The following is a 21,191-nucleotide window of genomic DNA, read 5'->3' on the forward strand; positions in this document are numbered from 1 at the left end:
CGGCAACCGTGTATCTCCGGCTATTGAGCGCCGACAGAATCAGGCAAGCTTCCCGCAGTAACCCGCTACCGTCTTCATCCCTGCATTCCTTATCTTAGCCCATATCGCGACTCCGGCTGACTCTCCTCAGATTAACTTGAGGAAACAGGCCGAGTGTCGAATTCGTCTGACCCCAACCGACTTAACAAGCAATCCAACCGATTACTTGGCAAACGGGAATGCTCACAAGGCGGTCCCGACAGTGGAGCGAGAAACCATGGAAAGTCTGACAACAAAGAATTTCAGCGGATCCGGCCGGATACTGGGCCTGGCCATTGCACTGACGGCATTGTTGACCGGCTGCGAGGCACAGAGCGACGAGGCAATGGCAATGCCTCCCCCGCCGGAGGTGGATGTTGCAGAAGTGATCGTGGAACCGGTCACCCTTTGGGAGTCGTTTACCGGCCGGGTGGCGTCACCGGAAACGGTGGATCTGCGGCCCCGGGTCAGCGGCTATATCGACGAGGTGGCGTTTGAGGAAGGCGAACTGGTGCAAGCCGGTGACCTGTTGTTCCAGATCGACCCTCGCCCTTACAGGGCCCGTGAACAGGCGGCCCGTGCTGAACTGGCGCTGGCCAACAGTCAGTTGGCACTGGCCCGGAGTGAAGCGGGCCGCGCGAAGACACTGCTGGAAAGCCGGGCTATTTCCCGCGAGGAGTACGACCAGCGCAATGCCGCGTTGATGAGTGCCCGCGCCCGGGTACAGGCCGCCCAGGCGGCGCTGGATGCCGCCGAGCTGGATCTGCAGTACACCCGCGTAACCGCACCGGTCAGTGGCCGTGCCGGTCGGGCACTGGTCACCCGTGGCAACCTCGCCAACGCGGACCAGAGCCTGCTGACCACCGTGGTATCGGTGGACCCGGTACACGTCTATTTCGAAGCCGATGAGAAAGCCGCATTCAGTAGCCAGCAGTTGCCTGCCACTGGCCAACCCCGGAGCGTACGTATCGCACTGGGGGATGACGACGATCAGCAGTATCAGGGCAAACTGGATTTCGTCGACAATCACCTGAACCCGGGAACCGGCACACTGCAGTACCGTGCGGTGCTCAACAACCCGGACGGCCTGATTAAACCCGGCCAGTTTGCCCGTGTAGAAATGCCCGTGGCCAGGGTGGACCGGGCACTGTTGGTGAACCGCAAGGCGGTGCTGACTGATCAGGACCGTCGTTATGTCTACGTGGTGGATGAAAACAACCTGGTCGCGCCCAGGCATGTGACCACCGGTCGCCAGGTGGACGATTTACTGGTGATTCGCGACGGCCTCAAAAGCGGTGACCTGGTGATCATCAACGGCGTACAGAAGGTGTTTGGTGCTGGCATGGAGGTCAAGCCGCAACTGGTTGCCATGAAAGAGTCTGACCAGGACCAGGGCGCAGTTGCCGTTGCCCGGGAGATGTCGCAATGAACGTCTCCCGTTTCTTTGTCGACCGGCCGATATTCGCGGCGGTGCTATCCATCATCATTTTTGCTATCGGTTTGATTTCCATCCCCAACCTCCCGGTCAGCGAGTACCCGGAAGTGGTGCCGCCATCGGTGGTGGTGCGTACCGTCTATCCCGGTGCCAACCCCAAGGAAATCGCAGAAACGGTGGCAACGCCCCTGGAAGAAGCCATCAGCGGTGTCGAGGACATGATGTACTTCAAGTCGGTGGCGGGCTCGGATGGTGTTCTGCAGATGACGGTCACTTTCCGGCCCGGCACCGACGCCGAGGACGCCACGGTGCGGGTGCAAAACCGGGTCAGCCAGGCGCTGGCCCGGCTGCCGGAGGAAGTTCGGCGCCAGGGGGTGACCACCCAGAAGCAGTCACCCACTTTCCTGATGGTGGTCCACCTGACATCACCGAATGGTACCTACAACACGCTCTATTTGCGCAATTATGCCCGGTTGCACGTGCGGGACCGGCTGGCCCGTATCCAGGGAGTGGGGGACGCGCAGATATTCGGTGGTGGTGATTACGCCATGCGCGCCTGGCTGGACCCGGAGCGGATTGCCGCCCGTGGCCTGACCGCCAGCGATGTGGTCCGTGCCATGCGTGAGCAGAACGTGCAGGTGTCCGCTGGTCAGATCGGCGCCGAACCGGTGCCGGACAGCGACTTCCTCACTCTGATCAATGCCCGGGGCCGGCTGGAAACCGTGGAAGCGTTCGGCGACATCGTGCTCAAACGTGGCGACAACGGCGAAATCCTGCGGCTACAAGACGTGGCCCGGCTGGAGATGGGAGCCGGCGACTACACCCTGCGCTCCCAACTCGATGGCAAGGACGCCGTGGCCATTGGTGTGTTCCAGGCACCGGAGGCCAACGCCCTGAACATCCGTGACGAGGTCATTGACACCATGGATGAGCTGGCTACCCGCTTTCCTGAGGACGTGAAGTACGAAGCGGTGTACGACACCACCATCTTTGTCAGCGACTCCATCAAGGCCGTGGTGGCCACCCTGCTGGAAGCCGTCTTGCTGGTGGTACTGGTGGTCACTCTGTTCCTGCAGACCTGGCGGGCCTCCATCATCCCGTTGCTGGCGGTACCGGTGTCGGTCATCGGTACGTTCGGCGCACTCTACCTGCTGGGCTATTCCATCAACACCCTGACCCTGTTCGGGCTGGTATTGGCCATCGGCATCGTGGTGGACGACGCCATCGTGGTGGTGGAAAACGTCGAACGCAACATCGAGGAAGGCCGGACCCCATTGGCAGCGGCTCACCAGGCCATGAAGGAGGTGTCTGGCCCCATCATCGCCATCGGCCTGGTGCTGTGCGCGGTGTTTATCCCCATGGCTTTTCTCTCCGGTGTAACCGGCCAGTTCTACCGCCAGTTTGCGGTGACGATCGCCATTTCCACGGTGATCTCCACCATCAACTCGCTGACCCTGTCGCCGGCGCTGGCAGCCATGCTGCTCAAGCCCCACGACGCACCCAAGGACCGGGTACAACGGGTCATCGACGCCCTGTTTGGCTGGGTTTTCCGGCCATTCAACCGCTTCTTCAATGCCAGCGCGGAGAAATACCAGGGTGGGGTTTCCCGCTCCCTGCGACGGCGTGGCGCGGTGTTTGTGGTGTATGCGCTGTTGCTGACCGGCACCGGGCTGATGTTCAAGGTGGTCCCACCGGGGTTCATCCCGACCCAGGACAAGCTGTACCTGATCGCCGGGGTGAAACTGCCGGAAGGTGCGTCCCTGGAGCGTACCGACCAGCTGCTGCAACAGGTAACCGATATCGCCATGGAGACCGAAGGTGTGGCCAACGCAGTGGCCTTTCCCGGCCTGAACGCGTTGCAGTTCACCAATACCTCCAACACCGGCGTGGTGTTCTTTCCACTCAAGCCGTTTGATGAACGCAGCCTGAGCGCGGCGGAGATCAACGCCCGCATCAGCCAGCAAATTGCCGGGCTGAAGGACGGTTTCGCGTTTTCCTTCATGCCGCCGCCAATCCTGGGGCTGGGCAATGGCTCGGGCTATCAGCTGTTCATCGAAGACCGAGCCAACCTGGGCTACGGGGCCCTGCAGAACGCGGTGAACCAGTTCCAGGGCGCCATCAGCCAGACGCCCGGCATGGGCTACCCCATCAGCAGCTACCAGGCCAACGTGCCGCAACTGGATGCGGAAGTGGACAGGCTCAAGGCCAAGGCCCAGGGCGTTCCGCTGACGGAGTTGTTCGACACTCTGCAGACTTACCTTGGGTCTACCTATGTCAATGACTTCAACCGGTTTGGCCGTACCTGGCAGGTAATCGCCCAGGCCGATGCCCCCTACCGCGACAGCGTGGAGGACATTGCCCGCCTGCGTACCCGCAATGAGCAGGGTGAAATGGTGCCCATCGGCTCCATGGTGGATATCCGCCAGAGCTTCGGGCCGGATCCTGTATTGCGCTACAACGGCTATCCTGCCGCGGACATCGCCGGTGAGGCAGACCCGCGCATGCTGTCATCGGCCCAGGCCATGGATGCGCTGACGGCGCTGGCCGATGAGACACTGCCCGCCGGCATGGACTTCGAGTGGACCGACCTGAGCTTCCAGCAGGCCACCCAGGGCGATGCGGCGCTGGTGGTGTTCCCGCTTGCCATCCTGCTTGTGTTCCTGGTGCTGGCGGCATTGTATGAAAGCTGGACACTGCCGCTGGCGGTGATCCTCATCGTGCCCATGTGCATGCTCTCGGCGCTGATCGGTGTGTGGTTTGGCGGTGGGGACAACAACATCTTCGTCCAGGTGGGGCTGGTGGTGTTGATTGGCCTGGCCTGCAAGAACGCCATCCTGATTGTGGAATTCGCCCGTGAGCTGGAACTGCAGGGCCGGGGCGTTGTGGAGGCCGCACTGGAAGCCTGCCGGTTGCGGCTACGGCCCATCATCATGACCTCTATCACCTTTACCGCGGCCGTGGTACCGCTGGTGCTGGCAACGGGTGCCGGCGCCGAGGTCCGCCAGGCCCTGGGCACCGCCGTGTTTGCCGGGATGATCGGCGTAACCCTGTTTGGGCTGTTCCTCACCCCGGTGTTCTATGTGGCGTTGCGCAAGCTGTCTGGCAGCCATCGCCTGAAGAGCCACCACACATCCACGCTGACCTGCGAGGACGACCAGAATGAAGATGCACTTCCGGGAGGAAGCCATGCTTAAAGCAATTACCATGGCCGGGGCACTGTTTTTGCTGGCCGGTTGCGCCGTGGGGCCGGATTACCAGGCCCCGGCCATACCGAAACCGGAAGCCTTCTCGGAAGGGCGGACGATGGTGGCGGGCGATAGCGACCAGCAGCGTTTCTGGCAGGGGTTTGACGACCCCTTGCTGGAACAGTTGATTGACCAGACCCTGACAGCCAACCACACCCTGGAAGGGGCGGTGGCCCGTTACGAGCGCGCAGCTGCACTGCTCTACGGTGCCGAAAGGGACCAATGGCCCAGCGTGACTGCCAGTGCTACTGCTGCCGAGCAGTACCTGGCCGACATTGAGCAGTCTCCCCCCGGTACAGGACCGGACCGGGTGCAACGTTACCAGGCTGGTATTGCTGCCACCTGGGAGCTGGACCTGTTCGGACGCCTGCGGCGCGCGACAGAAGCCCAAAGGGCAGAGCTGGAAGCTGCCGGTGCGGATCTTGGTACTGTGCAGGTAGCGCTGGCGGGGCAGCTGGCCAGCAGCTACTTTGAGCTGCGGGGGCTGCAACAGCAGTACCAGGTGGCGCAGCAGAGTGTGGCGTTACAACAGCAATCCCTGGACATTGTAGAAGCCCGGGTTGAGGCAGGCCGGGGCACCGAGTTTGACCAGGTGCGCGCCCGCGCCCAGCTGGAACGAACCCGTGCTGAACTGCCCACTCTGCAGGCGGATATCCGGGCTGCCATGCACCGTATGGCTGTGCTGACGGGGCAGCCACCAATGGCGCTGGTGGAAACTCTGTCACCCCAGGGCGCATTGCCAGAAACCCTGCCGGTGATTCCCGTGGACAGCCCGGGAGATGTACTTCGCCGCCGCCCGGACATCGCCGCTGCAGAGCGCCGCCTGGCTGCCGCCACCGCTCGCATTGGTGTCGCGACCGCGGACCTGTTTCCCCGCTTTACCCTGAGCGGGCTGATAGGTTCCGCTGCCGCCGACACCAGTGACCTGTTCACCGGCCCGGCGGAAACCCGCCGCGTTGCCCTGGGCATCGACTGGACCTTCCTGGACCAGGACAGGGTCAAGGCCCGGATTGAAGCGGCAGGTGCTGACAGCCGTGCGGCGCTGGCCAGCTACCAGCAGACGGTACTGGAAGCCCTGGAAGAAACGGAGACGCGGCTGGTGCGTTACCAGCGCGCGCAACAGCGGGAACAGCGGCTTGAACGGGCCATGAACAATGCCCGGAAAGCCGTTGAGCTGGCTCGCGCCCGCTATCAAGAGGGGTTTATTGGCTACTTCGAGGTACTGACGGCGGAACAGGAGTTCACCGCCATCCGGGACACGGCCGTCCGTAGCCGTACGGCCGTGACTCTGGCGATGGTGGACGTATACCGGTCATTGGCAGGAATGCCTGGGTAAATATCCCTGCTATTTCATCTCGAAACCCTTGCCACGCAGGAAGTCCCGCATGTGGGGACGCAGTTTGGAGGTGAATAGCGGCTTGAGCTGCTCCGACCAGTTGGTGTCCTTGTTGCCTCCGCTACGGGCCTGGTAATAGGTATGCATGGTGGCGTCGAACTCCGCCACCAGTTCCGCGTCTTGCTCGTCCTGGTAATAGTCCTCCTTGAGGATCGAGGCCAGCGGCAGGCGCGGTTTGACTTCCGGGTTCTGGTCCGGATACCCCAGGCACATGCCGAACACCGGGTAGACATGGTCCGGCAGACGCAGCAATTCGCTCACTTTGGCGGGATTGTTGCGGATGCCACCGATGTAACAAAGGCCCAGCCCTGCGGACTCTGCCGCCGTAGCGACGTTCTGGGCGACCAGAGCGGCATCGATACTGGCCACCAGCAACTGTTCGGTCATCCCACGAACCACCTCGGCACCAGCCCGCTCGGCGGCATCTGTGGCGCGCTTCATGTCCGCGCAGAACACCAGGAAATCCGAGCATTCCGCTACATAGCGCTGGCCTCCACTCAACTCCGCCAGGGTCTCCCGATTTTGTGGGTTGACTACGTGGATGATGGAATAGGCCTGCACATGACTGGACGTGGCAGCGCTCTGGCCGGCACGGATCAGCTCTTCGAACAGCTCGCGGGGAATCTTCCGATCCTGGAATTTGCGGATCGAGCGGTGTGATTTGAGCAGTTCAATGGTCGGGTTCATCGCGCCTTCCGGTACATTCTGAGGAAGCGATTATCCTGCCATTGACCCGCGCTTTTAGCAAAAAAGCCTCGCGAAATGCATCGCGAGGCTCCTTCAAACCTGTACAGGTTCCAGGGAGTGATTACTGGCGGCGACGGAAGCTCAGGCCCAGCAGTCCAAGCCCCATCAGGGCCAGTGTGCCAGGTTCAGGGACCTTGGCGGTCACTTTAACGTCGTCGAGGAAGTTGCCGATGGTACCGTCAGGGCTTACAGAGGTGAACTTGACGGTCGTTGTTGTAGAGGTGGCCTCAAACATGCCGTTGAACAAGCTCCACTCTCCCGTCACGTGATCCGTCAGCGTCCAGTCGGTGCTGATGCTGTCGGAAATCAGCGACAGCATAAAACTTTCGGAATTGCTCTGGCGGGCGCGGTAGGCAAAACTCAGGTTGTAGTTCTGCCCGACAACGGTGTTAATTTCCTGGTAAATGCCAAATGGGCCGTCCATGTCCGGGTGGGCGTTCAGTTCGGCAAACTGGCTGCCTTCGTAGGCATTTACACCATTGAAACCGCTCTCCCAGATTTCAATGTTGCTGCCGTTCCAGCCATCCACATCATCTGCGTTGAAGAATTCCCAGGTGCCAGTGGAAACGTTAGGGTCTTCGAAACTTCCGTTTTCGATCAGATTCGCGCTTGCGGGGGTGACAACTGCAAGGCTGGCGCCAAGAATACCCAGAGCGGCGAGGCGATTGATGGTCATCATATTGTTGTTCCTTACATCTTTAGATTTGGCTTTGTGTCAAAAAGGTGCAGATTGCGGGCCATGGTTGGAAATAAAAATTAAAATCAGATAGTTGAAGAAATATGGCATCTAAGGCGATAGGTTATATGTAAATTATTCTGACATACGAAGAGCGCGTGAATCTCCGTGTGAGTGGTTGTAGGAGCGAAGCCGCCGGTCCACTATTAAAGGTACCGTATTTCAGGGTTTCATAACCTATGCCAAAGAATGACAAACCTGTCAGTACCCGCTCGGATAAACAGTCGATAGACCAGTTTATTCACCAGGTTCGCAAGACACCGCAACAAGCAGGCGGGCAGGGCCGGCTGATTTTTGCCCTGGACGCTACCGCCAGCCGCGAAGCGACCTGGGATCAGGCCTGTGACCTGCAAAGCGAGTTGTTCCTGGCAACCCGTGATCTCGGCGGTTTGGCAATACAGCTTTGCTACTATCGGGGCTTTCGCGAATTCAGATCCACGGCATTTGTCACCCAGACCAGTCAATTGCTGAAGCTGATGAACGGTGTGTCCTGCCTGGGCGGGCGAACCCAGATCAGCCGGGTTCTGGCACATGCCGTCAAGGAAACCCGGACACAACCGGTCAAGGCTGTGGTGTTTATCGGCGATTGTTGCGAAGAGCCAGTCGACGAGCTCTGCCATACCGCCGGCGAGTTGGGCATGCTCAGAACCCCGGTTTTCATGTTCCATGAGGGCAGTGATGCCCATGCCAGAGCGGTTTTCCAGCAGGTAAGCAAACTCTCGGGCGGCGCCTATGCACCGTTTGATCGCAACAGCCCCCAGGTACTGAGGGATCTTATGGCGGCCGTTGCGGTCTATGCATCCGGGGGCGCCAAGGCATTGCAGGATTATTCCAGCCGTAGCTCCCCGGAAGTGAAGCGGTTGACTCAACAGCTCAGGTAGCGCTCATTGTGCCATTAACGTTTCTGGTTATTATTCTGGCGGTTGTTGCATGGTTCTGGCTGCGCAGCCAACCGGCCAGCCAGCGTAAACCTGCCATTATCAAACTGGTGTTGTTTTCCGGCATCCTGATGGTGGTTGTTATGGCGCTGACGGGCCGCTTGCACTTCCTGTTTGCCCTGCTGGGCTTCCTGTTTCCGCTGCTGCGCCGTTTCCTGCCAGGTTTGCTGGGCGGCAGCAGACCCGGGGGCTTCGGAGGCGGAGCCGGTGGCACGGAGGGTGCCGAAGCCCAAACGGGCAACCAGTCTAACGTTGCCAGTGACATCCTCAACATGACACTGGATCACGACTCCGGAGACATGACCGGCGAGATACTGAAAGGCCCCATGGCAGGTCGGGCGCTGGCGGATCTGGGCGAAGGCGAGTTTATCGAACTACTGCAGTACTGCAGGCAGCATGATGACGATTCCGCCCGGCTGCTGGAAACTTACCTGGACCGCCGCTTTGGTGACTCCTGGCGTGCAGATGACCCCCACAATGGTGATGACAGCGAACGCGGGGAAAGCGAAGAAAGGTACCGTGGCGGCTCACTGTCTGAAAGTGAAGCCCGGGATATCCTGGGGGTGGAGCCTGATGCCTCTCGCAACGACATCATCCAGGCGCACCGCCGCATGATGCAGAAGATGCACCCGGACCGTGGCGGCAGTAACTATTTTGCCGCCCGCATCAACGAGGCGAAGGAGCTCCTGCTCGGCGAATAAAGTCAGTCCCCCACCGAACAGGACAGAATCCGCGATAAATGACTGTAGGGCAGGCCAGTTTCCCAGTGCCAGTCATTGAACGCCTGTTGGGCCTGCACCAGGGCTTTTTTGCTGCCCGGCGTCGCGTCCAGCCGTTCTTCACGGTGCAGCCCGGCGACCACATCCGAGGACAAAATAAAGCCATCCCAGCCAACCCGGCGCAGGAAATACTGGGCGGTATTGCCACCCAGCCGGGCGCCGTTGCGTTTGAGCCACATCAGCAGGCCAACCTGATCATCCGAGGGCCAGTGGCTGAGGAAAGCCCCGAAGCTGCCGTGCTCACGGCCGCCATCCACAATCATCCTGGCGTTATCCGGTACGGTTCGGATTTTCTGCATGTTGCGCACAATGCGCTCGTCCTGCGCCAGGTCCTCCAGCACTTCTGGAGGTACCTGCTGCCAGTAGAGCGGTACGAAGCCCTTGAACGCAGCCTCGAAACCCGGCCATTTATTCTCGATGACCCGCCACACGAATCCGGCCTTGAACACACAGCGGGTAACCTCCGACAGGTAGCGGTCGTCGCTCCGGGCTTCCAGCTCGTCAGGCCCGGCGACCCAGGGTAGCAGTGCCCGCAATTCGGCGTCTCCTCCCTTGCGGGCGGCTGCCTGGCTGTAAATTCTGGCAAAGGACATGGAGTAATATCCGAAATCTGGTTGTAGGTTTGAAGGTGTGTGGTCCACTATAAAGGAAACCAATCCGGTCAGGGAGTCATGCGAATGCCAACTATAGGATGGGTCTTTCTTCTGGGTGCCATTGCCTTGGTGCTTGGCGGACTGTTCATGCTGCGTGACAGCGGCAAGATGCCGATTTCAAAGGAAAAAATGAAGAAAATACAGGCGCGGAAAGCAGAAATCGAAGCTGAGGAAAGCGCGGAGGACAGAGAGCAGTGGTGACCCCTTCAACCCGCCCGTAATTTCCTCTCCAGCTGTCATGTTCTTCCAGATAACATGTGTAGCCTCAATGTGCGTGTTACAAAATAACACATTTTTCCCAAGCCAACATGGCTCGTTTGCCCGTACTTGAAATTTCTCGGTCCGCTTTGACTTTGCCTGGCGAAAACGCCTTGCGGACAGGTCTTATTCAAGTAAACGGGTCTCAAAATGACAGGATATTATGATTACACGCTGGTCGTTGCATCCTTTGTGGTGGCGGTCCTCGCATCCTATAGCGCATTGTATTTTGGTGCTCAACTGGCGAATCTCGAAGGGGGTAAGGCCAGGCTCTGGCTGACACTCGGTGCCCTGTCCATGGGCACAGGGGTCTGGGTCATGCATTTCGTTGGTATGCAGGCTTACGTAATGCCTGTGGAAACAAGCTACGACCTCACCATAACCGTCGTCTCCTGGCTCGCCGCAGTGGGTGCATCAGGGCTTGCCTTGTACATCATTGGCAAGGAACGTATTGGAAATGTGCAGTTCGCGATCGGCAGCCTCTTCATGGCAGGCGGAATTGTCTCTATGCACTATGTCGGCATGGCTGCGCTGCAAATGGAGCCCGGCATGAGCTACGATCCCGTGCTTTTCACCGCCTCATTGGCCATCGCGCTTGTGGCCTCTGCCGTCGCGCTGCTTATCTGTCGGTGTTTGCAGTCGGTTGATGGGCTGAAAGGAATGGCCTTCCAGTTCGGTGCTGCCCTGATCATGGGTGTGGCGATTTGTGGCATGCACTACACCGGCATGGCCGCGATGATCTATCCCGACAACGCCATGCCCGCCGCAGACAATCTTTTGTCGGGTGATTGGTTGGGTGCACCACTTGCCCTGGTTAGCGGTGCGCTCATCTTTGTGGCTCTGGTTATTTCGGGCAACGATGTAAAGCATCGTCGGAACGCAGAATTGCTGGCTCAGGCGGAATCGGAGCGTGTCGAGCGCAAGGCACTTTATGATGCGGCCACCGGGCTGCCAAACCGAGCCAGTCTGGCGAACCATCTGGTCGGAGAGTTGGCCGGAAGTGAATCCGATGACAATACATTTGCCGTGCTTTACCTGGACGTTGCCAACCACCGGGAGATACCTGCAAAGCAGGCTGAAGATGCCATGGCGACACTTGCCAGCGCAATTACGGCTGCAATCGACCAGGGCGTCTATCTTGCCCGCTATTCATCCAGTTCATTTGTGGTGATTGTGAACGATCCGGGGCACCGAAAGCATAAAGGTATGTACCAGCGCCTTCGCAACCTGCCGACTCAAACGGAAGACGGTGGCGTGGCGTTGACCTGGCGGACCGGCCATAGCGTTTTCCCGAATTCAGGCCGCAACAGCCGGATGTTGTTGCGGAAGGCGATGAAAACGGCAGAACTTTCTACGCTGGGGAATTCCAGTGTGTCAGAGCAGGCCGACTCACTGGATCACTTCGGGCCACGCTCTGCGCTGCCTGAGGCATAACGGAGGTTTGCCCTGTGGCGGAAGACAACCAACCCGGATCTACCGATGAACCCGGGACTGATAGTCCCGGTATACCCGGCCGAATACGGCGACCCTCAGCTTTTTATCGCGCAATTGCTGACCTGGCACTCCAGATCTACTCAACTGTGAACCGGTTACATTTAATTACAATCCAGATGTTTATGATGAATGACAAATAATATCCTCTTGTCTCCATAAAAAGGACTTTGTATGTCGTTTCGTCAGTTGTTCTCGACTGTCCTGCTGGTAAGCGCAGCCACCGGCGTTTCAGCCGCCCCGATAACCGTTCAGTGGACAGGCACGCTCGGCGGCAATCCAGATTATGAACCTGCCTCCATCGCATCGAGAATTGCTAACGGGGATACTATTTCCGGTCAGTTTTCCTTCGACACAAACGCTGCATTCGTTCCGTCGATGTCTTTTGGCGCCAATTACTCCGGAGATGGTGACACCATCGGGCACTACCTGCACGACGCATCAATTGGCAGCTACTCCGCTACCATCAATAACGATGTGACCTTCGGTTCAGACCCTTCTGACACTCAAATCTATTACCAGGTGCTCAACGACCATACGCTTGGTATTGATCCGGATGGAATGGATCGCTTTGGTTTCTGGAGCCGGGATGTTAACACCAACTTCAGCGGTACCAGTGTCGCGCCACGAAACTTTCAGATGTTCTTTAATGACCACTCTGGCACCCTCCTGGATGACATTTCGCTTGCGGGAAGTGCCGACAATCTCTCCGCTTTCAGCGATATCAGGGGAGAAATTTCGACCTCCTCGAGTGACGCCGATGAGTCCTTTTTCATGACTTTTTCAGTCGACAGCTTTTCAGTCATCCGTCACGACAATCAGCCGGTAGCTGTGCCCGAACCCGCGACGCTTTCTTTATTCATGCTCGGGCTTGCGGGCCTTGTCGCCCGTCACAGGCGCCGCTGATCGCGCCTTGCGCGCCTATAAAGTGAAGCCGAGGCCGTTCCCTGCCGGGTTGACGGGCACTTCTCCCAGAGTGTGCCCTCAACACCTTATGGCGGTGCCTGAAAACCAACCGGTAAACAGGCGCCAGAACGTTTGCCAACGGGGGCAACCACCTACCGGGCCAGGGTCACGCCCAGAGTCACAGCGCCGGCCAACACCAACAAGATACCGATGAATGAACCCAAGACACGAATGGGCGGAAGGACCTTTTCCAACAGCACGTAGATTGCGATAGCTGCCATCCAGGTCAGGTTCATCACCCCGCCCACAAACATCAGCAACATCAAGACCCAACAACAGCCCACACAGTACAGTCCGTGGCGCAAGCCCATGATCAGGGCGCCCCGGCTGCCCGGGCGCCATTCGTTGAGCAGGAAGTTGAGCGGCGACCGACATTTGGTCAGGCACGCGTTCTTCAGACCGCTCCACTGAAACAGGCCCGCCGCCACCAGGAGTCCGCCTGCTAACAGCGGCGTGGTGCTGCCCATGGCTGAAGTCATCAATTCCCTACTGTAAAGGACCCATTGGGCGAGGGCCGCCGTCAGGCCGAAGGCGAACCAGGCCACCAGATATCCCGTGATAAACCAGGTTGTCAACCGAACGGCTTTTGGCCTGGCCTCGCGCTGGTGTTGAAGACGGGTGAAGCTCAGGACCATGGGCGTAGCGGTGGGCGACATCATGGCGATCATCATTACGCCCCACATGACCATGTTGAGCACCAGCAGACCGCCGTCCCAGGCGGTCATAGCTGGTTGCATCACCGTATGCTCTGGCGAGTGGGCGGCCTGGTCGGGAGTGGCGAGGGCAACCAAATAGATCCAGCTCAACAGACTGATCAGGATAATGCCCGCAACCACTACGCGACGATCCCGCCGGTACGCCTGGGCGCTTGTCTGAATCATGGCCATATCCTCACGGGCCTGTGTAGCTGAATTCCGAATAGGCCGCACTGCGCCGGGCGGTGTCCAGCTCAAGGCCGTATGCCTGATGCCGCAGTGACTCAGAAGTCGCCAGGGTCGCGGGAAACCCGGGCGCAACCGCAAACGGATGGTTGTGCAGCGTCACCGGTTTGCCTTCCTGGCCCTCATTGGCATGAACCACCGCACTGGCGGTCTTCCCCACGCTCAAACGCACTTCGCCCTCGGTGGTTTCATAGTGAATCGGGACATGCTCCACACCCAGCACCTCAGAAATAAACGAGGTCAACACGGCCGGATGGCCCCCGGCCTCACCACCGAATATTTTTGCCAGGGCTTCCCGCTGGGGCTCGCTACCCGCTTCATCCAGGTAAAGCACCACCTTCCAGTTGCCGTCCGCCATGGCGCCGGGCGTTTGCAGAGCCACCACAACATTAAGGCCGTCCAGAGACGTATCCTCATACACGCCCTTATCGATGTGCCAGGCCACCAGGCCGGTGCAGTCGCCTTCGGTAGGGTTGCCCAGATGCAGACAGGGGCAGACTTCCTTGCAGGTACAGCTTTCGAGGTAATGGCCATTCAGTTTCCAGTTGTTTGTATTCATGGTTTTGCTCCTCGGTTATTGGGGTTACTTGAAACACCTCGTTGGTTCGGGGCTCAATTGCCCCATGGCATGATTCACTATAGGTCGGTCGGAGGCACCGGGAGTGATAGGGGCGTGAGAATATGATGAGGATTTGCTCTCTGCGTGGAATCCTGCCGCCAGCGCGGTAACATGGGATTATTCACAGGGGGTGGTTTATGCAGCGACAAACCGATCGGTTGCATCCCGTGGAGCAGGATTTTGTCGGGCGGGGCGAAGAACTCAAGGCCCTGGGCACGCTGCTCGAGCCCGATGGACCCGGGGTCACTCATGTCTACGGCATTGCCGGTATTGGCAAGAGCCGCCTGCTGGCCGTGTTTGCCAATCGGGCGAGGGCGGAGGGCGCCACCATCGTACGGCTCGATTGCCGCACCATGGAACCCACCACCGAGGGCTTCCTCCGGGAGCTGGGGGAGGCCGTGGGTCGCAGGATTGGCGATGTTGAACAAGCCTGCCTGCGCCTTGGCGAACTGGGCGCCCGGGTAATTCTGGTGCTCGATACCTACGAGGTGTATCGGTTGATGGATACCTGGTTGCGCCAGACGCTGGTACCTGCGTTGCCCGACAATGTTCGTCTACTGTGCCTGGGGCGGGAGAGCCCCCTGGCGGCCTGGCGAACGGCCCCCGGCCGTCCTGTTCGCGCCCTGTCACTGGGGGCCCTGGAAGACGCTGAAGCTGCCCGGCTTTTAACCCGGGCCGGCGTGCCCGCCAAGTCCGCCGCCCGCGTTGTCCATGCCACCCATGGCCACCCGCTGGCTCTGCAGCTCGCGGCCTCGGCCTATGCCGAGCGACCCGATCTGGCGTTTGAAGAGCTGAGTTTGCAGCAGGCCCTGGAGGCGCTCACCGAGATGTTTCTGGCCGATGTGCGCGACCCCGCCACCCGCCGCGCCCTGGAGGCCTGCTCTGTGGTGCGGCGGGTAACCGTGTCCCTGCTCCGGGCACTGTTGCCGGATCTGGCCCCGCGCGATGCCTATGACCGCCTGCGGGCGCTGCCCTTCGTGGAACCGGCCGACGATGGGCTGCTGATTCACGACGCGGTGCGCGAGGCCATGGCGCGCTCCCTGCGGGCTAGGGACCCCTGCGCGTTTCTCGGATACCAAAAAGCCGCCTGGCAACAACTGGTGGAGGAAACCCGAGGCACCGGCCGGGGCGAACTGTGGCGCTATACTGCTGACCGGCTCTACCTGATTGAAAACCCGGTGGTGCGTGAGGCCTTTTTCCCCAGCGGTACCCAGAGCCTGGCAGTGGAACCGGCAACCAGCGACGACGGTGAGGCCATTGTAGACATTATCCAACGCTGGGAGGGCCCCGAGGCGGCGGCATACCTACAGCGTTGGTGGCGACGGCGGCCGGATACCTTTGCCGTTGCGCGCGGCCGGGAGGGGCAGGTTCTGGGTCTGTGCTGCAAATTCGTCAGCGACCGTGTGGAGCCTGGCTGGCTTCGGGACGATTCCGTTACCGACCAGTGGTGCCAGCACCTGGAAGCCCACCCGCTACCGGAGAATCAACGGGCACTGTTCTGTCGGCGCTGGCTGAGCGTCGAAAAGGGCGAGGCTCCCTCCTCGGTGCAGGCGGCTCTTTGGCTGGACCTGAAACGCACCTATATGGAACTGCGCCCGCAGCTTCGGCGGGTCTATCTCACCGTTCAGGACCTGGCGGCCTATGCCCCCGTGGCCACGCGTCTGGGATTCGAGGTGTTGGAAGATCGAGAGCAAAAGCTGGACGGCGACAGCTACCATAGCGCGGTGCTGGATTTTGGGCCGGGTTCGGTGGATGGCTGGCTGGCGGAACTGGCAGCAGGGGAACTGGGTATAGAAGGCGAATCACTGCTGGACACCCAGGCCCGGGAGCTGGTGGTGGACGGCGAGCGGCTTTCCCTGACGCCTCTGGAGTTCGGGGTAATCAAGTACCTGAGTGACCATGAAAGCGAGGCAGTCTCCCGCACCGATCTGCTCCGCCATGTCTGGGACACCCGCTACTATGGCGGCAGCAATGTGGTGGACACAGTAGTGCGTAGCCTGCGCCGAAAATTGGGCCACTATGCCCGGCGCATAGAAACCGTTACTGGAGTGGGCTATCGCTTTCGATCACACCGGTAGGGCGTCCACGAGCGGGTTCGTTCCAGCTCCGGCGCCCGGAGGGTGCGAACTGATGCGCCTGATTACCTGATTGCTCAGTGTCCCGGCTCCCATTCGGAATATGCCACGATGTGAGAGCCATATTCCAGCCACGGAACTTCGTGTGAACTCCAGATCTGGCGCTCGGGCCTGCTGATGGGGTCTTCGTCTAAAGTCGCCACCCGCAAAACCACGCGAGGATTCCCCTGTTTCATTGCAACAAGTTGGGAGCCACAGTTCGAGCAGAAGTAACGCAGCTTGCCAGGTGAAGACTCATAGCTCTTGAGCATATCCTCGCCCCTGGTCCAGCGAAAGTGTTCACGGAGTACCCCTGCTCCGGTATTGAAGGCCGCCGAATGCGCTTTCCGGCATGTTCTGCAAGAGCAGTGCTGAATGGGCGTATCTAGCCGATCCACCTCATACCCGAGACCACCACAAAGGCAACTTCCTTTCATTTCCCACCCTCTGAATGCCTAAACATATAATATTTGTATATGAGTCGACGACCATTTATCCACTGTTTATCGAGTTTATCCATGCGAAAAGGCACAAAAAAAGCGCCGTACTCAAAGAGCAGGGCGCTTTTCTCAGTAAAGGCGGGCTTATGATTTCGGCCCGGCCTCCACAATGGCGTCGGAAACATCAAACTTCTTGAAGTTTTCAACAAACTGGCCAATCAGTTCGGCGGCCTTGGCGTCGTAGTCTTCTTTGCTGGCCCAGGTGTTGCGGGGGTTCAGCAGGTTGTTGTCTACGCCAGGTACGTCTACCGGTACCTCCAGGTTCAGGGTCGGCAGGTGCTCGGTTTCGGCATCGTCCAGGTCGCCATTCTGGATGGCGGCGATGATGCCACGGGTGGTGGGGATGCTGAAGCGCTCACCCACGCCGTGGGGGCCGCCGGTCCAGCCGGTGTTGACCAGGAAGACCTTGCTGCCAAACTCGTCCATGCGCTTCATCAGCAGCTCGGCGTATACGCCGGCGGGGCGCGGGAAGAACGGTGCGCCGAAGCAGGTGGAGAAGGTGGCTTTCAGTTTGGAAGAGGAGCCCATTTCCGTAGAGCCCACCAATGCGGTGTAGCCACTGAGGAAGTGGTAGGCCGCAGCTTCTTTGCTGAGGACGGACACGGGCGGCAGTACGCCGGTCATGTCGCAGGTCAGGAAAACAATGTGTGACGGCTCGCCGGCGCGATTTTCAACCACGCGCTTCTCAACGTGCTCCAGCGGGTAAGCGCAGCGGGAGTTCTCGGTGAGGGAGACGTCGGTGTAGTCCGGCTCGCGGGTCTCCGGGTCGATGGTGACGTTTTCAACCAGGGCACCAAAGCGGATAGCGTCCCAGATAATGGGTTCGTTCTTCCGGCTCAGGTCGATACACTTGGCGTAGCAGCCACCTTCGATGTTGAAGACGGTGCCTGGGCCCCAGCCGTGCTCGTCGTCACCGATCAGGAAGCGCTCGGGGTCGGCGGAGAGGGTGGTTTTTCCGGTGCCGGAGAGGCCGAAGAACAGGCAGGTTTCGCCGTCTTCGCCCACGTTGGCGGAGCAGTGCATGGGCAGCACGTCTTTTTCCGGCAGCAGGAAGTTCTGCACCGAGAACATGGCCTTTTTCATCTCGCCAGCGTAGTGCATGCCCGCCAGCAGTACCTTGCGCTTGGCAAAGTTAATGATGACGCAGCCGTTGCTATTGGTGCCGTCACGCTCGGGCACACATTCGAAGTTGGCAACGTTGAGTATCTGCCATTCCTGCTTGTCCGCCGGGTTGAAATTGTCAGGACGGATGAACAGGTTCTGGCCAAACAGGTTCTGCCAGGCAGTTTCGGTGGTCATGCGCACCGGCAGGTAGTGTTCCGGGTCAGAGCCGACGTGTACGTGGCTTACAAAGCTGTCTTTCTCGGCAATGTTGGCTTCAACGCGATCCCAGAGGGCATCAAATTTTTCCGCGTCGAACGGGCGGTTGATGGGGCCCCAGTGGATGTCGTCAGAGGTGCTTGGCTCCTCCACGATGTACCGGTCCATCGGGGACCGGCCGGTGCGTTCGCCGGTTTTTACCACCAGTGAACCGTTTGCGGCCAGCTGGCCTTCACGTCTTTCCAGTGCCAGCTCGACCAGTCGTGCTGCACACAGATCATTATAAGTGTTACTCACTTCGACCTCGCCCTCGGGATGTGATCGTAATTGCTCAGGCCGTCCCCCCTGAAAATTGACGGAAATCTGAGCAATCGGGTCAATTCAGGCGCGCTATTATGCCAGAGACGCCGGTAAAAAACGACTGCCCCGGAAGCCGCACTGTGACTGGCTTTCGGGCCGATCAGCCGGGTGTTCAGTGTAACGTATGATCGGTGAAAAGGTGATCAATATCATTTCTATCGAAGCGATAGTGAGCGTGACAGAATTGGCAATCCATCTCGATGGAGCCCTGTTCCTCCAGAATACTGTAGCACTCTTCCTGGCCGATGGCCTCCAGTGCGCCCAGGGTGCGTTCCCGTGAACAACTGCAGCGAAAGGCGACAGGTTCAGCATCGAACAGGCGCACAGTTTCTTCGTGGAACAGTCGGTGGAGTAAGGTTTCGCTGTCCAGTCCCAACAGTTCTTCGGCTTCCACGGTGCTGGCCAGGTGGTTCAGGCGGTCCCACAGGTCGGAATCCTGTGCGGTGTCGCCGGGCATTTTCTGCAACATCAGGCCGGCGCTGCAGGTTTCGTCGGCAAACAGGAAGAAGCTGGTGGGAATCTGTTCCGAGCGCTCGAAGTATTCTTCCAGGCAGCCGGCCAGGTTTTCTTCTTCCCGCGGCACCACACCCTGGTAACGCTGCCCTTTGTCTGGCGAGATGGTGATGGCCATACTTCCTTCGCCGAGCAGTGCGTCCAGGGATTCCTCGGTGACGGCGTGTTCGTCGTAACGGGCCAGCCCGCGAATAAAGTGGTCGTGGCTGCATTCAGCCATCAGGGTACGCAGCGGCCCTTTGCCCTGGGCCTGCAAGGAGAGGGTGCCTTCAAACTTGAGGGTGCTGCTCATCAGTACGCTGGCGGCCAGGGATTCCCCGAGAATGCGCCGTACAGACGCAGGGTAGGGCGCCTGGTTGCCGATTTCGCTGTAGCTGTCGCTGAGATTCACCCAGGCTCCCCGGACCTGGCTGTCTTCAAAAATAAATCGCTGGAACTGGTCCCGGGATGCCATGGTTTTTTCTCCTGAGCGTTAAAGTCGGAATCGGTAATCTGTGAGGTGGGAAACTAGAGCCCGTTCTGTTCCCGGAAGCGCTGGATGTCCCGGCGGTCTTTTTTGGAGGGCCGTCGAGCCGGTGGCAACTGCGCCGCCTGCATGGTTTTGCGCTGCCACGAGAGCTCTTCCCTGCGTTTCACGCTGTCTTCCGTTTCGTGGTAGAGCTGTTGTGCCTCCGGAGCCCCCCGGCGACGTTCACTGATGTCGTCCACGACAATGATGCGCTCCTGCCATCCCTGCCGCAGGGTGACCTTGGCGCCGGGTTCCACCAGTTTGCCGGGTTTGGTTCGCTGGCTGTTGTAGTGAACCTTGCCCCCCTCGATGGCCTGCTTGGCGAGGTTGCGGGTTTTGTAGAAGCGTGCCGCCCACAGCCATTTGTCGAGTCTTACGCGGGTGTCGTCAGTGGTGGTTGCCGTCATGTCTCCTCACCTGATGAGCGTATAGCCATAGTATAGCTGGCTCACTGGCCTGATGGCAGGGGTTGGCGCTGACGCAGGGCCGGCAGGATTTCATCAAAGTGATGGATCGAGGGGATGTCCGGGTGTTTGTCCCGGGCGGCCTGTTTGCTGTCCGGTGCCAGGATGGCCAGACACTGGGCGATGCCGGCAGTTCGGGCGCTTTCCAGTACCGGGAAGCTGTCGTCGACCATCAGGGTGGTGGTGAGCCGGTAGGGTTCAAGTCGGGCAAGGTCATGCCAGAAGGCTGGGTCTTCCTTGGGTTTTCCCAGTTGGTGGCTGGAAATGATGTTGTCCACCCGACTGTCCAGACCAGTGCGCTGCAGTTTCAGGCTGAGTGGGTCCGGATGGCAGTTGGTAACGATCACCGAACGCAGGCCGGTGCTTTTCACCGCATCAAGAAAATCCGTGACATGGGGCCGATAGCCGATGCGCTCGCCCACCTCGGCCTTGAGTCCGGTGATATCCAGGTTCAGGCGTTCACTCCAGTAGTCGGTGCAGTACCAGTTCAGGGAGCCACGTTCGGCCATGATCATGGGGATGACGGTATCGCGGGCTTCTTCAGGGCTGAGGTTGTTGTACTCGGCATAACGCCTGGGCAGGTGTTCGAGCCAGAAGTGGTTGTCGAAATGCAGGTCGAGCAGCGTTCCGTCCATATCCAGGAACACGGTATCGAGGGAGTGCCAGTTCACCATAAACAAAAACAGCCTGAAGTTGATTAGTCTTCAGGCTGCCGAATAATGCCTAAATTGGCAAGGCGGGATTCTACGGATCAGTTGGCGCCCTGCTCAACGGTCTCGGGCTTTTTGCCGGTCCGGGTGCAGCCGAGGCAGCGAACAAAGGTAGCCTTGGCCGGGCCGACAACCAGCACTTCACCGGCTTCAGCGGCATTGCCGCCGAGTGCGGAGAAAGGCAGGGACACCAGGTAAACGGCGCTTCCGATAATGGTGGTGGCAAACAGGGCCGGACGAACAAACAGGGCATCGCCGGTCATTGCCAGTGCGGAGGGCTCTTCATCAATAGCCTGGGCATGGCCGACAGAGGAAAACGCCAGCAGGCAAACCGCTACGGCTGTAATAACGATGTGGGAGATCTTACCGGTCATTTCTTGTTACTCCTGGCGATAAATCTACAGCTTATTGTAGCTGACAATTATGGATACTCTGTTAACTATGAATCATATTTGCGTATTTTCAAACGATTTTTCTGTT

General features: G+C 59.4%; 20 protein-coding genes. 9 read left to right on the plus strand and 11 right to left on the minus strand.

Annotation, left to right across the window (positions count from 1 at the left end; genetic code table 11):
- Positions 1-256: 256 nt before the first annotated feature.
- From QPL94_RS03670 to QPL94_RS03680, 3 genes are read left to right on the plus strand one after another with little or no spacing between them, the layout of a single operon-like run.
- Positions 257-1,447, plus strand: coding sequence for an efflux RND transporter periplasmic adaptor subunit (locus tag QPL94_RS03670; RefSeq protein ID WP_285355588.1), 1,191 nt, complete (start codon positions 257-259; stop codon positions 1,445-1,447).
- Positions 1,444-4,647 carry an efflux RND transporter permease subunit gene (locus QPL94_RS03675; protein WP_285355589.1) on the plus strand — a complete coding sequence of 1,068 codons (3,204 nt, stop codon included), beginning with the start codon at positions 1,444-1,446 and terminating at the stop codon, positions 4,645-4,647. The genes QPL94_RS03670 and QPL94_RS03675 overlap by 4 nt, the downstream gene beginning before the upstream one ends.
- On the plus strand, positions 4,640-6,034 hold the full coding sequence (locus QPL94_RS03680) for an efflux transporter outer membrane subunit (protein WP_285355590.1): 1,395 nt from the start codon (positions 4,640-4,642) through the stop codon (positions 6,032-6,034). The genes QPL94_RS03675 and QPL94_RS03680 overlap by 8 nt, the downstream gene beginning before the upstream one ends.
- Before the next feature lie 9 nt (positions 6,035-6,043).
- Here the strand turns inward: QPL94_RS03680 and nfsA are convergent, their stop codons facing one another.
- A complete protein-coding gene (gene nfsA / locus QPL94_RS03685) occupies positions 6,044-6,781 on the minus strand; it encodes an oxygen-insensitive NADPH nitroreductase (protein WP_285355591.1) in 738 nt (245 codons plus the stop codon).
- A 121-nt stretch (positions 6,782-6,902) separates the two neighbouring features.
- Complete coding sequence (locus QPL94_RS03690) at positions 6,903-7,520, minus strand: PEP-CTERM sorting domain-containing protein (RefSeq protein WP_285355592.1); 618 nt, start codon at positions 7,518-7,520, stop codon at positions 6,903-6,905.
- Between the two features lie 236 nt (positions 7,521-7,756).
- Here QPL94_RS03690 and QPL94_RS03695 point away from each other — a divergent pair, with 236 nt between their 5' ends.
- Together QPL94_RS03695 and QPL94_RS03700 are read left to right on the plus strand one after the other, a co-directional pair.
- Positions 7,757-8,458: a VWA domain-containing protein gene (locus QPL94_RS03695; RefSeq protein WP_285355593.1), complete on the plus strand. Its 702-nt coding sequence runs from the start codon at positions 7,757-7,759 to the stop codon at positions 8,456-8,458.
- Positions 8,459-8,466: 8 nt separating this feature from the next.
- The gene (locus QPL94_RS03700; RefSeq protein WP_285355594.1) at positions 8,467-9,216 is read left to right on the plus strand and encodes a DnaJ domain-containing protein; all 750 of its coding nucleotides are present in this window, start codon (positions 8,467-8,469) and stop codon (positions 9,214-9,216) included.
- A gap of 2 nt (positions 9,217-9,218) precedes the next feature.
- On the opposite strand, the gene QPL94_RS03705 is transcribed toward QPL94_RS03700, so the two are convergent.
- Positions 9,219-9,887, minus strand: coding sequence for a DNA-3-methyladenine glycosylase I (locus tag QPL94_RS03705; protein ID WP_285355595.1), 669 nt, complete (start codon positions 9,885-9,887; stop codon positions 9,219-9,221).
- 84 nt (positions 9,888-9,971) lie between these two features.
- On the opposite strand from QPL94_RS03705, the gene QPL94_RS03710 reads away from it, so the two are divergent.
- The 3 genes from QPL94_RS03710 (at position 9,972) to QPL94_RS03720 (ending at position 12,602) form a co-directional block, all read left to right on the plus strand.
- A complete protein-coding gene (locus QPL94_RS03710) occupies positions 9,972-10,148 on the plus strand; it encodes a DUF2897 family protein (protein ID WP_285355596.1) in 177 nt (58 codons plus the stop codon).
- A gap of 207 nt (positions 10,149-10,355) precedes the next feature.
- Positions 10,356-11,639, plus strand: coding sequence for an MHYT domain-containing protein (locus tag QPL94_RS03715; RefSeq protein ID WP_285355597.1), 1,284 nt, complete (start codon positions 10,356-10,358; stop codon positions 11,637-11,639).
- 231 nt (positions 11,640-11,870) lie between these two features.
- Complete coding sequence (locus tag QPL94_RS03720; protein ID WP_285355598.1) at positions 11,871-12,602, plus strand: PEP-CTERM sorting domain-containing protein; 732 nt, start codon at positions 11,871-11,873, stop codon at positions 12,600-12,602.
- Between the two features lie 152 nt (positions 12,603-12,754).
- Here QPL94_RS03720 and QPL94_RS03725 read toward each other — a convergent pair whose 3' ends face one another.
- Together QPL94_RS03725 and QPL94_RS03730 are read right to left on the minus strand one after the other, a co-directional pair.
- The gene (locus tag QPL94_RS03725; protein WP_285355599.1) at positions 12,755-13,543 is read right to left on the minus strand and encodes a DUF2182 domain-containing protein; all 789 of its coding nucleotides are present in this window, start codon (positions 13,541-13,543) and stop codon (positions 12,755-12,757) included.
- 10 nt (positions 13,544-13,553) lie between these two features.
- A complete protein-coding gene (locus QPL94_RS03730; RefSeq protein ID WP_285355600.1) occupies positions 13,554-14,162 on the minus strand; it encodes a DUF1326 domain-containing protein in 609 nt (202 codons plus the stop codon).
- A 197-nt stretch (positions 14,163-14,359) separates the two neighbouring features.
- On the opposite strand from QPL94_RS03730, the gene QPL94_RS03735 reads away from it, so the two are divergent.
- Entirely contained in the window at positions 14,360-16,300 is a 1,941-nt protein-coding gene (locus QPL94_RS03735) for a winged helix-turn-helix domain-containing protein (protein WP_285355601.1), read from the plus strand.
- A gap of 74 nt (positions 16,301-16,374) precedes the next feature.
- Here the strand turns inward: QPL94_RS03735 and QPL94_RS03740 are convergent, their stop codons facing one another.
- From QPL94_RS03740 to QPL94_RS03765, 6 genes are all read right to left on the minus strand, one after another.
- A complete protein-coding gene (locus QPL94_RS03740) occupies positions 16,375-16,773 on the minus strand; it encodes a GFA family protein (protein ID WP_285355602.1) in 399 nt (132 codons plus the stop codon).
- A 147-nt stretch (positions 16,774-16,920) separates the two neighbouring features.
- The gene (locus QPL94_RS03745; protein ID WP_285355603.1) at positions 16,921-18,453 is read right to left on the minus strand and encodes a phosphoenolpyruvate carboxykinase; all 1,533 of its coding nucleotides are present in this window, start codon (positions 18,451-18,453) and stop codon (positions 16,921-16,923) included.
- Between the two features lie 175 nt (positions 18,454-18,628).
- A complete protein-coding gene (gene hslO / locus QPL94_RS03750; RefSeq protein WP_285355605.1) occupies positions 18,629-19,483 on the minus strand; it encodes an Hsp33 family molecular chaperone HslO in 855 nt (284 codons plus the stop codon).
- 53 nt (positions 19,484-19,536) lie between these two features.
- Complete coding sequence (hslR, locus tag QPL94_RS03755; protein WP_285355607.1) at positions 19,537-19,944, minus strand: ribosome-associated heat shock protein Hsp15; 408 nt, start codon at positions 19,942-19,944, stop codon at positions 19,537-19,539.
- Positions 19,945-19,985: 41 nt separating this feature from the next.
- Positions 19,986-20,675, minus strand: a complete 690-nt coding sequence (gene yrfG / locus QPL94_RS03760) for a GMP/IMP nucleotidase (RefSeq protein WP_285355608.1) — start codon at positions 20,673-20,675, stop codon at positions 19,986-19,988.
- A gap of 77 nt (positions 20,676-20,752) precedes the next feature.
- Positions 20,753-21,085, minus strand: coding sequence for a hypothetical protein (locus tag QPL94_RS03765; RefSeq protein WP_285355609.1), 333 nt, complete (start codon positions 21,083-21,085; stop codon positions 20,753-20,755).
- Positions 21,086-21,191: the final 106 nt, after the last annotated feature.

Source organism: Marinobacter sp. SS13-12 (assembly GCF_030227115.1).
In the GTDB taxonomy this organism is placed as follows: domain Bacteria; phylum Pseudomonadota; class Gammaproteobacteria; order Pseudomonadales; family Oleiphilaceae; genus Marinobacter.